Origin of the sequence: uncultured Cetobacterium sp. (assembly GCF_945952365.1) — a bacterium.
Classification (GTDB): domain Bacteria; phylum Fusobacteriota; class Fusobacteriia; order Fusobacteriales; family Fusobacteriaceae; genus Cetobacterium_A.
This window is the reverse complement of sequence record NZ_CAMFHX010000005.1, coordinates 69,419-82,743: the sequence shown is the minus strand read 5'-3', so window position 1 is coordinate 82,743 and position 13,325 is coordinate 69,419. Positions and strand designations below refer to the sequence as shown.

Here is a 13,325-nt window from a genome sequence, read left to right as displayed (position 1 = left end):
CAAAAAAATGTTTACATAATAAACAAATAACAATATAATTTGAACATAGAAAAGAATGTGGAGGGGATTGGATGAAAAAGAAGGTTTTATTTTTGATGGCAGTGAGTACACTCTTAATGGCTCAAAGTGAAAAAGAGTTTATTGGAAAAGGAAATGGGTATGGTGGAGAGCTAAAAGTAAATGTAAAAACTAAAGGGGAGAAGATTTTAGATTTAGAATTGCTTTCACATAAGGAAACTTCACCAGTTGTAAAAAGAGCTTTTCCTATTTTAAAAGAAAGAATTTTAAAAGAACAAACTCCAATAGTGGATAGTGTTAGTGGGGCATCATATACATCATTAGGAGTAAAAAGAGCGGTTGCTCAAGCTTTAAAATCTGCAGGAAAAGATTATGGAACAATAACTATGAAAACAAATTTACCTGAGCAACCAATAGCATATTTAGAGGCTGTAAATACAGATATAGTTATAGTTGGAGGGGGACCTGCTGGATTAGCAGCAGCAATTTCAGCAAAAGAAGCGGGAGCGAACAATATAATTTTGATTGAAAAATTAGATATATTAAGTGGAAACGGAAAGTTTGATATGAATTTTTTTGATATGATAAATTCTGAAGCACAAAAGGCAAACGGAACTTTTGATACTGTGGAAAGTTTTATAAAAGATAAAGCTAATAAAATGGATACTATTGAAAGAACAAAAGCTCAGGCTGAAGGGGCTTTTGTATTAGATAAATGGCTAAGAGGAATGGGGATAGAGTTAAATCATAACTATGGATTAAGAAATCATATGGCAGAGAAAAATGCTTATGCAGGAGAAGAGATTCAAGATGGACTTGAAAAAAAAGTTAAAGAGCTTGGAATAGATGTTAGAACAGGAACAAAGGGATTGGATTTAGTTATAAAAAATGGAGAAGTAGTAGGAATAAAAGTACAAAACAAAAATAACTTTTATGATATAAATGCAAAAGCTGTTGTATTAGCAACAGGAGGATTTTCTCATAATAAAGATTTATTGGCAAAATATGCTTCTGGCTCTGAAACGTTAGCAACATCAAATCAGATGTCGGCAACAGGAGATTTTATACCTGTGTTTGAAAAAAATAATTTAAAGATGGAGAACCTAGATGTATTAAGTATTTTTTCATTTATTCTTGTTCCTAGTAGAGATTTAACAGGTGGAGGAAATGATTATGTATTAGTTAATCAAGAGGGAAAGACCTTCTTAAAAGATAAACCGACAAGTATGGAAAGAGCTAAGTCTATAGAGGCTCAAACAGGAAGTTATGCTTATTATATATATGATCAAAATCTTTATGAGTCATTCTATCGTTTACAAAAACATACAGATTTAGAATTACATACAAAGGCGGATACAATAGATGAGTTATCAAAAAAATTAAATATTCCACTTGAATCATTAAAAGCCTCAACAGAAAATTTAAAAAAAGAGGGACCATACTATGGTGCTAAGGTCCAATCAGCTGTTCATATGACAAAGGGTGGAGTTGTTGCTGATGAAAAGACAAGAGTTTTAGATAACGATGGAGCAGTAGTAAAAGGATTATATGCAGCTGGAGAAGTAACTAGTACGAGTGCAGCATATAGTGGAGCAGTAGTGTTTGGACGTTTAGCAGGAGAGGAAGCTGCGGAGTCTCTAAAATAGAGGAAATATATAGCTCCATTATTATTTACAAAATATAAAAAGTATGGTATTTTATAGAAAAGTCAAAAAGAATCTGGAGGTTTAAAATGCAAGGATTTAAAACATTTATATTAATGCTAGTAATGACTTTCCTATTGCTATTTATAGGTGGAGCTATAGGTGGAAGAAATGGAATGACAATAGCCTTAGTTTTTGCAGGAGTGATGAACTTTGTATCATATTGGTTTAGTGATAAAATTGTGTTATCTATGTATAAAGCACAGGAGTTACCAGAAAACCATAAGGTGTATTGGATAACTAAAAAATTGGCTGAGAGCGCAGGATTACCTATGCCAAAAGTTTATATGATAAATGAAAGTCAACCAAATGCATTTGCAACTGGAAGAAACCCTCACCATGCAGCAGTAGCTGTAACAAGAGGATTGGTAGAGTTAATGGATGATAATGAGTTAGCAGGAGTTATAGGCCATGAGTTAGGACATGTTTCAAATAGAGATATCTTGATTCAGAGTGTGGCTGCAACATTAGCTGGAGCTATTGCATATATGGCAAATATGGCAAAGTGGGCTGCAATTTTTGGTGGTGGAAGAAGAGATGATGACGATAATCATGGTGGAATTTTTGGACTTTTAGCTATAAGTATATTTGCTCCATTAGCAGCAATGTTGATTCAAATGGCTATTTCAAGAAGTAGAGAGTATAAAGCTGATAAATTTGGTGCAAAAGTAGCTGGACACCCAAGATACTTAGCTAACGCTTTAAGAAAATTGGAGTCATACGCAACAAGAATCCCTATGGATGCAGCACCAGCAACTGAGAATATGTTTATTGTTTCTCCGTTAGCAGGTAGTAAGATGGCGAATCTATTTAGTACACATCCAAGTACAGCTGAAAGAATAAGAAGATTAGAAGAGATGAATTAATAGGTAGAGTCAGATTAGTCTGACTCTTTTTTATTTTACAACTAATTGACAAGAGCTTGTGTATTGTTATATACTTTTAATAGTATATAAAGGCGGTGTAGAATAATGAACTGGAAGAGGTTATTAACAGAAAGTAGAGCTGAAATTAACGAATTTTTAGAAAATAGATTTGAGACATCAGATCTAAACTTTACAAATTTTTATTTATGGAGTTTTAGCGAAAATATAGAATACGCAATTCAAGATGATGTTCTTTATATAAGAGGTTATTACGAAGGAAAAGAGTATTACTTTGCACCAATTTCTAGAGAGAGAAATCAGAAAAAAATAATAGATGCAGTTAAATGGATAAAAAACAAAAATGGAAAACTAGTATTTATTCCTGAGGAGTATGCACAGTTTTTAGAGGATGATTTTGAATTGAAAGAGGAGAGAGATTCCTTTGATTATATCTATTCAAGAGAAGATTTAGCATTTTTAAAAGGAAGAAAATTTTCTTCGAAAAAAAATAAAGTGAATAAATTTATAAAAACATATGAGTATACATATGAAAAAATTTCAGATATTAATATTGAAGAGGTTAGAGCTTTTCAACAAAAATGGAGTGAAAATAGAAAAGAGGATGAGATAATCTTATCTGAAACTCTAGGAATTGAAGGAGTTTTAAATAACTATGAGAAACTGAAATTGAGAGGTGGAGTTTTAAAGGTAGATAACAGAATTGTAGCTTATGCAATTGGCGAGAAGTTAACAGAAAATATGGGTGTTGTTCATATAGAAAAGGGAGATTTCGAATATATGGGAAGTTATCAGATGATAAATATGCTTCTTGCTAGAGAGGAGTTTCCAGATGTCGAATTTTTAAATAGAGAGGATGATTTTGGAAGTTTAGGTTTGAGAGAGGCAAAATTATCATATCAACCGATTAAATTTTTGAAAAAATATAGTATTTAAAACGATTTACTAAATAGAAAACTAAGGAGGGATTTTATGTTTAAGGTTATTAACAAGATAGGGAAAAGTTATGATTTAAATGTTGCTTTAGTGTTTGATGGTGGGGTAGAGATTTGTGAACATATTTCAGCAGAAAACAGAGCGTTAATAAAGAGATTGATAGATAAAAAAGAGTTCTCAGGAAAAAAAGGTGAGATATTAAAAGTAGACTTTTTAGAAAAAGAGAACTTAATTTCAATGGCTTTACTTGGAATGGGAAAAGAGGAAGAGTTCACTTTTGATGTATATAGAGAAGTGATGTTTGATTTCTTATCTAAAGAGAAGGGATCAGTTTTAATATCTTCAGATAAAGCTATTCTTTCAAATCACGAAGTTTTAGGAGAGATAGTATCAAATGTAAACTACTCTTTTGATACATTTAAAGAGAAAAAAGCTGAAAAGTTAGAAGTTGAGTTATTCGTAGCAGGAGAGGAAAAAAATATTTCTGAAACTATTTTCTTAGGAGAGGCTACAGATATCGCAAGAGATTTAGTTGATTTACCAGCAAATATTATCAATCCACTTACTTTAGCACAAAGAGTTGTAGAGTTAGGAGCAAAATATGGGTTTGAAGTAGAGGTTCTAGATGAAAATGATATGGAAAAACTAGATATGAATCTATTACTAGCTGTAGGAAGAGCTTCAATTACAAAACCAAGACTGATTGTTATGAAGTATTTAAATGGGAAAAATAGTGATGAGAGAATTGGATTAGTTGGAAAAGGATTGACTTATGATACAGGTGGTCTTTGTATAAAACCAGCAGATTCTATGTTTGAAATGAAAAGTGATATGGCAGGAGCGGCTTCTGTTATAGGTGCTATGTGTGCTATTGCCGCAGGAAAAGTTGAGAGAAATGTAGTGGCAATTGTTCCAGCTTGTGAAAATGCAATAAATGAAAATGCATACAGACCTGGAGATATTATAAAATCAATGAATGGAAAAACAGTCGAGATTATAAATACAGATGCAGAGGGAAGATTAGCCTTAGCTGATGCAATAACGTACGCTGTAAGAAATGAGAAAGTTACAGAGATTGTGGATGTAGCAACTTTAACAGGAGCTATAATGGTTGCTTTAGGAAGTTTAACAACGGGAGTATTTTCAAACTGTGATGAGAAATATTCAATGCTAGAGGATGCAAGTAGATTACATGGTGAAAAAGTTTGGAGAATGCCACTGTTTGATGAGTATAACGAGCAACTTAAATCAACAGTTGCAGATATAAAGCATACTGGTGGAAGAATGGGTGGATCTATAACAGCTGCTAAGTTCCTAGAAGGATTTGCTGAAGGGTTACCTTGGATACATATGGATATCGCTGGAACATCATTTAATAGCAGTGTGAAGTGGGTTAAAAAAGGAGCTACTGGTGTGGGAGTAAAAGCACTTTATAGCTATGTAAAAAATAGATAAAAAATTGAAAGGTGAGATAAGGAATTATACTCACCTTTTCTTCTATAAAGAGGTGAAAGATTATGTTAGAGATTGAATTAAAAAAAATGTGGAGAGATCTTTTTCAAGATGAGTGGGAGTACATAGAGTGGTATTTTCAAAATATATACAAAGAGAAAACGACAAGAGTGCAACTAGAAAATGAAAAACCGATAGGGATGTTATTTCAAAATAGTTATCATCTATCGGTTGATAGAGATAGATTTTTAGGACGTTATCTAGTTGGTATAGGAGTAGCTCCAGAAAAAAGAGGAGAGGGAGTTATGAAATCTCTTCTTATACAAACTTTAAAAGAGGCTTATGAATATGGAGAGGAGTTTTTATATTTAACTCCAATTGACAAAAATATATATGAAAGATTTGGTTTTGGTTTTATTTCGAAACTTTCGAAGTATGAGTTACCTTTTTCAAAATTAGAAAGTATGAAAAAAGAGTTTAGAGTACAAAAAATTTCAGAGGAAAACTATAATGAAAATCTTTTGATTCAATTGAAAGATTTTTATAGAGAGGTTTCAAAAGATTTTTATATAAGTGTAGCTAGAGAGAAAGAGGACTATAAAGAAATATTGTCAGAAATATTTGTTGAAGAGGGAAATGTATACTTGAGTTATGATATCTCTGGAAAAATAAATGGATATATGAGTATGATTAGAACTGAAAATGTTTTTATAAAAGAACTTCTGTTTAAAGAGAAAGATGCTTTAGAAACACTACTTGCAGTTGTTTATGGGTATAAGGATTACGCATCTAAAGTTGAAATAGTTTTACCTGAAAATACATATTTAGAGGATTATTTTAAAAGTGAAAATGGTATAACTAAAACTTTGAAAAATAAAGTTCAAGCTAGAATATTGAGAGTGGAAAAAACTTTACATAGACTTTCAAAAGAGTTGTTTGAGAATGAAGAGCTATCTATCTATATCCAAGATGATTATATATCTGAAAATACAGGAGTATATAAACTTACGAAAGATGGTGTAGAGAAAACAAAAGGTGATTTTGATATCAGTTTAGTAATAAAAGATTTAGCAACACTGGCATATGGATTTAGAGATTTTAACTCTTTGAAAAAAATAGAAAGTTTTTACATAAAAAATAAGGATAAAGAGAAGAAGTTGAGTAGAATATTTAAGGAGAAAGTAAACTATTTTAACCAAGACTTTTAATTGTTGAAGGAGGAGCCATGGGAGATAGAGTAGACTATGTAGATAAACACCTCGGAAGTTTAGAAGACTTTGTAAGAGGTAGTTCAAAATATTATTTAGAAGCTTGGAGAAGTGAGAGGATTAAATTTAATTTTGCTGCATTTTTATTTGAAGCTCTATGGTTTGCTTACAGAAAAATGTACACTTGGGCAATCGTTTTAGTTATAGTAAATATCTCAATAAACTTATTAACAATCTTAGTTCTTATAAAAACAAAATTTTATATGATTGGAATGATATTAACTCTTATTATTAGAGTATTTATAGGTTTTAAAGCAAATGATATATATTATAATAAAGCTAAGAAAGTTCTTCAAAGATGTGAGTTTGAACCCGAGGATAAAGATTGTGGAACGAGTCTATTAGGCGTAGTCTTATTGGCGTTCTTAGCCATTGTGTTTCAAGTCTTATTAGATTTTTATTTAGGAATTACCTTGTATTATTAAACTAAAAAATAAGCTAGATAAGTTATAATCTTTAACTTGTCTAGCTTTATTAATTTGTTTGAAAAAATTATTTCTCCATATAGAAAGTAACGTTTAAACTAGCAGTAACTTCAATGTTACTTGGAACAGTTACTGGAATAGGAGCACTATCACCTTTGAATGAACCATTAAGCATAAATGGAAGCGTTCTAGGTGAGTTGAAGTTTAAATCAATATTTTTAGGAGTTACATTTAAGTTTTCTAGATTTGCAATTAAAGAAGCTTTAGATTTAGCATCTTCATAAGCTAATTTATAAGCTTTGTTTTCAAGCTCTTTTCTATCTGCAATATAGAAGTTAACTTCACCAATATTATTTACTCCACCTTTATTTAAGGCTGTTAGAATATCACCTGCATTTTTTAAATCACTGCTTGTGATTGTTATTTGATTTCTAACAAAATATTTCATATCACTATTTGAATTATTATTTGTATTGTAGTCAGTTCTATAGTTTAAAGTATAGTTTTCAGTTTTTAGATTACTATCTTTTAAACCAGCTTTTTTTAAAAGTTTTACAGTATTATTAATTATAGTTGTATTTTGATTGATAGCTGACTCTGATTCTTTATCCGAAGTTTCGACAGTAGCTATAAGTGAAAATGTATCAGGCTTTCCAGAGACAGTACCTGTTCCTGTAACAGATATTGTTGGCGTATCATTAGCAAAACCTATAGAAGATGCCAAAATAAATATAGAAGTTACTATTTTTTTCATAATTAAAACCTCCTAGAATTTTTTTAATATTAAAGTTTTTAATGGTAGCTTAGGAACATAATGAGTATTAGTTTCTAAATCTCTATGATACTTTAGATTTCCCTCATTTCCTTCAGTAAGAATTACTTTATCAGTAGGTTTACCTAAAGCAACTAAAATTTGAGGAACATATTTCTCAGTATCTAAATCTACAATTTGTGGAATCTCCATTTTATTAAAAGAACCAATTAAACATCCACCTAAATTAAGTTCAGTTGCTTTCAAAAGAATATTTTGAGAAGCGATTCCGATATCCATTCCTAAAGTTACAGGAGGTAAAGGTGAGTCTTTTAAACTACTTATTAAAATATAAGCTTTAGGTCCCTCTTCTAAAGTAGGGCTCCAAGGAATAGCACCTGCCCAAGCTGTGTGTGGGAATATTTTGTGGCATAAACTTGTCGAGTTTACTAAAGTATACCTTAATGTTTGACTGTTTCTAGCTGATCCACCTAATCTAGCGGCATTAATCATTTGTTCTAAAGTATCAAAATCAATCTCTGTTGAATCAAATGTTCTGTAAGAACGAGTCTTTAATAGTAATTCATCTAACATAAAAAACCTCCTTAGCATTTTAAATCAATACTACTTTAAAAATAGTAAAAAGTCAACATCTGAAGAGGAAAAAGTAGACAATTACTGTAAGTTATTATAAAATAGGTTATTATTTGTCAGAACGATAGGGAGGCTTGAAGCTTATGAATTTTATATATGATAGAAAAAAAACTGCAGTAATTTATAAAGATAAAGAGTATTCGTACTATGAGCTTATTAAAATGGCTAAAATATATTCAAGTTTATTAAATATAGAAAAAGAGGATAGAGTAGTTATATTTATGGAGAATAGACCAGAATACATGGGGTCTGTTTTAGCAGTATGGGATAAAAAAGGAACTTGTACCAATCTAGATGCAAGTTATAACTCAGAGCAATTGAGTTATGTTTTTAATGACTCTCATCCTAAATATATAATAACTTCTAATGAAAATATAGAAATTGCAAAAGCAGCAAAAATCGATTCAAATTCAGAGATAGTTATTTTAAATATAGATGAAATTGATATAAGTAAAGAGATAGAGATGGAAAATATAGCTGTGGAGTGCTTAGAAAAAGAAGCTATAGCAGTTATGTTATATACATCTGGAACGACAGGAAATCCTAAAGGGGTAATGTTAACATTTGATAACATAATGTCTAATGTTGAAGCTATTGAGGAGATAAAAATGGTTGGATCTGAAGATAGATTACTAGCTTTATTACCGTTTCATCATATATTACCTCTATCATTTACAGTACTGATGCCTCTAAGTTTTGGATGTTTAGTTGTTATTTTAGATGAGCTTTCTTCAGATGCTATAAAAAGAAATTTACAAAAGTATAAAATCACTATTGTAATAGGGGTTCCTAGAGTATGGGAGATGTTCCATAAGGGTATAATGGGAAAAATAAAGAGTAGCCCTGTAACTTATAAACTCTTTAATATTTGTAAATCATTGAATATAATTCCTTTAAATAAAATAATCTTCAAAAAGATTCAAGAAGCTTTTGGAGGAAATATAAACTTCTTAGTTTCAGGAGGAGCGAAGTTAGACAAAGAGATATGTGAGGACTTCAACGCTTTTGGATTTAAAATGTTAGAAGGATACGGGTTAACAGAAACATCACCAATTATATCTTTCAATAGAATTGATAATATTGTTCCAGGGACAGTAGGTGTGCCTCTTCCTGGAGTAAAAGTAAAGCTAGAGACAGATGGAGAGATTGTAGTAAAAGGTAGAAATGTAATGAAGGGGTATTACAATAAACCTGAAGCTACAGCAGAAGCTATAGATAAAGATGGATGGTTCCATACAGGCGATTTAGGACAATTTGATGGAGATCATTTGAAAATAGTTGGAAGAAAAAAAGAGATGATTGTACTATCAAATGGAAAAAATATAAATCCATCAGATGTAGAAGCTGAAATTATGAAGGAAACAGATTTAATAGAAGAGGTAGCAGTTGCAGAGTATCAAAAGCATTTGATAGCAATAGTTTATCCTAACTTTAAGGTTTTAGAGGAGAGAGGAATAGCTAATGCAAAAGAAGCTATTAAGTGGGAAGTTGTTGATAAATATAATATGACAGCTCCAGCTTATAGAAAAATTTTAGATATAGTTATTGTAAAAGAGGAGCTTCCAAAAACAAAGTTAGGTAAATTGAGAAGATTTATGTTGAAAGACTTAATAACTGGAGTTACTGCAAAAGTTAATGATTCTGAAAATGAAAGTGTGAAATCAAAACCTGCCGAGAAAAAGGTTTCAACTTCAGAAGAGATAAATACAGAAGAGTTTAAACAAATATCTAAATTTATAAATACTTTACATGATGATGCTCATATAATTCCAGAATCACATCTAGAGATTGATTTAGGATTGGATTCTTTAGATATAGTTGAGATTATAACATATATTCAAAATACATTTGGAGTAAATATTGCTGAAGAGGAGTTCGCAAGAATAAAAACAGTAGAAGCACTATGTGAGTATGTGAGAGAAAAAGGTGGGAACTTTGAAGAGAGCGAAGTAAATTGGAAAAAAATATTTGAAGAGCCTGTAGAATTAAATATGCCAACTTCAAAAGTTGTTTTACCAATTACGAATCTTTTAAAGCCTCTATTTACATACTATATAAAATTGAAGAAAAATACAGAGAAACTAGAAAAGAAATCACCAGTAATTTATGTAGGAAATCATCAGAGTATGTTAGATGCTTTTGCTTTTGGACAAGCTTTACCAAAAGATGTTTTAAAGAATACATATTTCTTAGCTATAAATATACATTTTGAAGGAAAAATCAAAAAATACTTAGCACAAAATGGAAATGTAATCTTAGTCGATATGAATAAAAATTTAAAAGAAACTTTAAAAATAGCAGCAAAAGTTTTAAAAGATGGAAAGAATTTAGTTATTTTCCCAGAAGGAGCAAGAACTAGAGATGGAGAGATTCAAGAGTTTAAAAAGACTTTTGCGATTTTATCAAAAGAGTTAGAGATTCCAGTAGTTCCATTCGTTTTAAAAGGGGCTTACGAGTTGATGCCATACGGTCAGAATAAACCATCATCTGGAGAGATGAGTGTTACAATATTAAATGAAATATCTCCGAAAGATAAAACGATTGAGGAAATTTTAAAACTTACAAAGCAAGAGATTGTTAAAAGTTTAAATTCGTAGTAATAAATAAGGTATGAAGCTGAGGGGAAATTTTTCTCTCAGCTTTCAGTTTTTCATTGATTGAAATAATAACACAAGTATGTTATAATCATTCTGAGATTAAAAAAACACCTGTAATAATTGGGAGGAAAAATTGGAATTTGTAAAAAATCATAATAAAACAGCGATATTTTATGAGGGGAAAGAATATTCGTATAAAGAGTTAATAGCTGGAGCAAAAGAGTATGCTTCGCTGTTAGACTTAGAAAAAGAGGGGAAAGCAGTAGTATTTATGGAGAACAGACCAGAACTACTTTATGCTTTTTTAGGGATTTGGGATAAAAAGGGAACTTGTGTATGTTTAGATGCAGCTTCAAAAGTTTCTGAGTTTCAATATTTTATAGAGGATTGTAGACCAAAATATATATTTGTATCAGAAAATACTTATGAAGTAGCAAGAGAAGCTGTGCAAATTTCAGGAGTGACTACAACAATTTTAAATGTTGATAAAATCGATTTGGCAAATGCAAACAAAGAGGGAGTAATATATGCTCCAGATAGAGATGCAGTTGCTCTAATACTTTATACATCGGGAACAACTGGAAGTCCAAAAGGTGTTATGCTAACATTTGATAATATCTTAGTAAATATCGAAGGACTTAATAAATATAATATGTATCAACCATCAGATAGAGTTCTAGCACTACTACCTATGCACCATATATTCCCGCTTTTAGGTTCTGGAATAGTTCCATTACAACAAGGAGCTACTATAGCGTTTTTAAAAGAGCTATCATCACAAGCTATGGTGGATGCTTTAAATAATTATAAAATAACTATGATGATAGGAGTTCCTAGACTTTGGGAGATGCTTCATAAAAAAATAATGGAGAAGATTAACTCTAATAAAGTTATAAAAACACTGTTTAAAGCCGCAGAAAAAGTGGATAGTAAAGATTTCAGTAAAAAACTATTTAAAAAGGTTCATGAAGGATTTGGAGGAAATATAAGATTCTTCGTTTCAGGAGGGTCGAAATTAAATCCAGAAGTATCAAGAGACTTTAAGACATTAGGAATAGATGTTTGTGAAGGATATGGTCTTACAGAAACTGCTCCGATGATTTCATTTACTCCAATCAATCAAGTTGTACCAGGTTCAGCTGGAAAAATAATGGATGGAGTAGAGGTTAAGATAGCTGAAGATGGAGAGATTCTTTCTAGAGGAAGAAACCTAATGAAAGGATACTATAATAAACCAGAGGCAACAGCAGAAGTAATTGATGCTGATGGTTGGTTCCATACAGGGGATTTAGGAGAGGTAAAAGATGAATACCTATATGTAACTGGAAGAAAGAAAGAGATGATTGTTTTATCAAATGGTAAAAATATCAATCCAATAGAGATAGAGCAGTGGATAATGTCTAATACTGATTTAATAGAAGAGATGGTTGTAACAGAATACAATGCTTTATTGACAGCTGTTGTATATCCAAACTTTGCAAAAGTAAAAGAGCATAGAATAACAAATATTGCCGAGACATTAAAAAATGATGTTATTGATAAATATAATGGCAAGGTTCCAAACTATAAGAAAATTTTAGATTTAAAAATAGTTCAACAAGAGCTACCTAAAACAAAGATTGGAAAAATTAGAAGATTTATGGTAGCTGATTTATTAGAAGGAAAAGTTGAAGTAGAAAAAGAGGAGAACGCTCCAACGTTTGAAGAGTATACTGTAATTTCAGAATATTTAAGTAACTTAAAAAGTAAAAAAGTTACATCTAAGGCTCACTTAGAATTAGATTTAGGATTAGATTCATTAGACTTAGTTGAATTTATGGCGTTTGTTCAAAGTAGTTTTGGCGTAAATTTAACAGAGGAAGTTTTAACAGAGAATCCAACTGTAATAGCTATTGCTGAGTATTTAAAAGAGAACTCAAATGGTTTAGAAGTAAAGGATATAGATTGGAAAACAATATTAGAGAAGGAGAGTTTAGAAGGCTTCCCTAAATCTAACTGTGCTGGAAAAATAGTAAAAACAATTTTAAAACCAGTATTCTCTGCATATATTAAAGTTGAGAAAGAAACAGTGGAAAACTCAAATGTAAATACGCCAACAATATTTGTAGGAAACCATCAAAGTTTCTTAGATGGATTTATTTTCAATCAAAGTGTGGATAATAAAATCTTAGATAACACATATTATTTAGCAAAAGTAGCTCATTTCCAAAAAGGATTTATGAAATCTTTAGGTGAAAACTCAAATGTAATGTTGATAGATATAAATAAAAACTTAGCAGAGACATTACAAAGTGCTGCAACGGCTTTAAGAAAAGGAAAGAATATAGTTATATTCCCAGAAGGAACAAGAACAAGAGATGGAGAGATGAAAGAGTTTAAGAAGTTCTATGCTATTTTAGCAAAAGAGTTAGGTGCTGATATAGTTCCATTTGGAATTAAAGGTGCTTACGAATTATTCCCAGCTCATAGAAAAACTCCAACAAGTGGAACTGTAAAAGTTAAGTTCTTCCCTAAGGTTTCACCAACTTCTTTAAGTGTTGAAGAGATTGTAAAAAAGAACTTTAAAGATATAAAAGAATGGGTAGAGAAATAAAAATATATAGAGTATAAAAATAGAGGTTGCTTTTAGCAACCTCT

Annotated in this window: 10 protein-coding genes; 8 read left to right on the top strand and 2 right to left on the bottom strand. The window is 30.8% G+C overall.

The window, feature by feature from the left end; all coding sequences use genetic code 11:
* The first annotated feature begins 71 nt into the window (after window positions 1-71).
* From Q0O83_RS02845 to Q0O83_RS02820, 6 genes are all read left to right on the top strand, one after another.
* Window positions 72-1,664, top strand: coding sequence for an FAD-binding protein (locus Q0O83_RS02845; RefSeq protein ID WP_294094023.1), 1,593 nt, complete (start codon window positions 72-74; stop codon window positions 1,662-1,664).
* Between the two features lie 86 nt (window positions 1,665-1,750).
* A complete protein-coding gene (gene htpX, locus Q0O83_RS02840) occupies window positions 1,751-2,587 on the top strand; it encodes a zinc metalloprotease HtpX (RefSeq protein ID WP_294094022.1) in 837 nt (278 codons plus the stop codon).
* Window positions 2,588-2,692: 105 nt separating this feature from the next.
* Window positions 2,693-3,541 (top strand): phosphatidylglycerol lysyltransferase domain-containing protein, encoded by an 849-nt coding sequence (locus tag Q0O83_RS02835; protein ID WP_294094021.1) that lies wholly within the window; start codon window positions 2,693-2,695, stop codon window positions 3,539-3,541.
* Between the two features lie 36 nt (window positions 3,542-3,577).
* Window positions 3,578-4,996 carry a leucyl aminopeptidase gene (locus Q0O83_RS02830; protein WP_294094020.1) on the top strand — a complete coding sequence of 473 codons (1,419 nt, stop codon included), beginning with the start codon at window positions 3,578-3,580 and terminating at the stop codon, window positions 4,994-4,996.
* A gap of 62 nt (window positions 4,997-5,058) precedes the next feature.
* The gene (locus Q0O83_RS02825; protein ID WP_294094019.1) at window positions 5,059-6,201 is read left to right on the top strand and encodes a GNAT family N-acetyltransferase; all 1,143 of its coding nucleotides are present in this window, start codon (window positions 5,059-5,061) and stop codon (window positions 6,199-6,201) included.
* Between the two features lie 17 nt (window positions 6,202-6,218).
* Entirely contained in the window at window positions 6,219-6,686 is a 468-nt protein-coding gene (locus Q0O83_RS02820; RefSeq protein ID WP_294094018.1) for a DUF2628 domain-containing protein, read from the top strand.
* A 67-nt stretch (window positions 6,687-6,753) separates the two neighbouring features.
* Here the strand turns inward: Q0O83_RS02820 and Q0O83_RS02815 are convergent, their stop codons facing one another.
* Both Q0O83_RS02815 and Q0O83_RS02810 read right to left on the bottom strand, forming a co-directional pair.
* Window positions 6,754-7,440, bottom strand: coding sequence for an SIMPL domain-containing protein (locus tag Q0O83_RS02815; RefSeq protein ID WP_294094015.1), 687 nt, complete (start codon window positions 7,438-7,440; stop codon window positions 6,754-6,756).
* A gap of 12 nt (window positions 7,441-7,452) precedes the next feature.
* Window positions 7,453-8,031 (bottom strand): nitroreductase family protein, encoded by a 579-nt coding sequence (locus tag Q0O83_RS02810; protein WP_294094013.1) that lies wholly within the window; start codon window positions 8,029-8,031, stop codon window positions 7,453-7,455.
* Window positions 8,032-8,174: 143 nt separating this feature from the next.
* Here Q0O83_RS02810 and Q0O83_RS02805 point away from each other — a divergent pair, with 143 nt between their 5' ends.
* Complete coding sequence (locus Q0O83_RS02805; RefSeq protein WP_294094011.1) at window positions 8,175-10,688, top strand: AMP-binding protein; 2,514 nt, start codon at window positions 8,175-8,177, stop codon at window positions 10,686-10,688.
* Window positions 10,689-10,821: 133 nt separating this feature from the next.
* On the top strand, window positions 10,822-13,281 hold the full coding sequence (locus Q0O83_RS02800) for an AMP-binding protein (RefSeq protein ID WP_294094009.1): 2,460 nt from the start codon (window positions 10,822-10,824) through the stop codon (window positions 13,279-13,281).
* The last annotated feature ends 44 nt before the right edge of the window (window positions 13,282-13,325 follow it).

What these genes read in the sequence shown, in the direction of transcription:
- Q0O83_RS02845 (WP_294094023.1), top strand. Translation starts at nt 72, where the DNA reads ATGAAAAAGAAGGTTTTATTTTTGATGGCAGTGAGTACACTCTTAATG.
- htpX (WP_294094022.1), top strand. Translation starts at nt 1,751, where the DNA reads ATGCAAGGATTTAAAACATTTATATTAATGCTAGTAATGACTTTCCTA.
- Q0O83_RS02835 (WP_294094021.1), top strand. Translation starts at nt 2,693, where the DNA reads ATGAACTGGAAGAGGTTATTAACAGAAAGTAGAGCTGAAATTAACGAA.
- Q0O83_RS02830 (WP_294094020.1), top strand. Translation starts at nt 3,578, where the DNA reads ATGTTTAAGGTTATTAACAAGATAGGGAAAAGTTATGATTTAAATGTT.
- Q0O83_RS02825 (WP_294094019.1), top strand. Translation starts at nt 5,059, where the DNA reads ATGTTAGAGATTGAATTAAAAAAAATGTGGAGAGATCTTTTTCAAGAT.
- Q0O83_RS02820 (WP_294094018.1), top strand. Translation starts at nt 6,219, where the DNA reads ATGGGAGATAGAGTAGACTATGTAGATAAACACCTCGGAAGTTTAGAA.
- Q0O83_RS02815 (WP_294094015.1), bottom strand. Translation starts at nt 7,440, where the DNA reads ATGAAAAAAATAGTAACTTCTATATTTATTTTGGCATCTTCTATAGGT.
- Q0O83_RS02810 (WP_294094013.1), bottom strand. Translation starts at nt 8,031, where the DNA reads ATGTTAGATGAATTACTATTAAAGACTCGTTCTTACAGAACATTTGAT.
- Q0O83_RS02805 (WP_294094011.1), top strand. Translation starts at nt 8,175, where the DNA reads ATGAATTTTATATATGATAGAAAAAAAACTGCAGTAATTTATAAAGAT.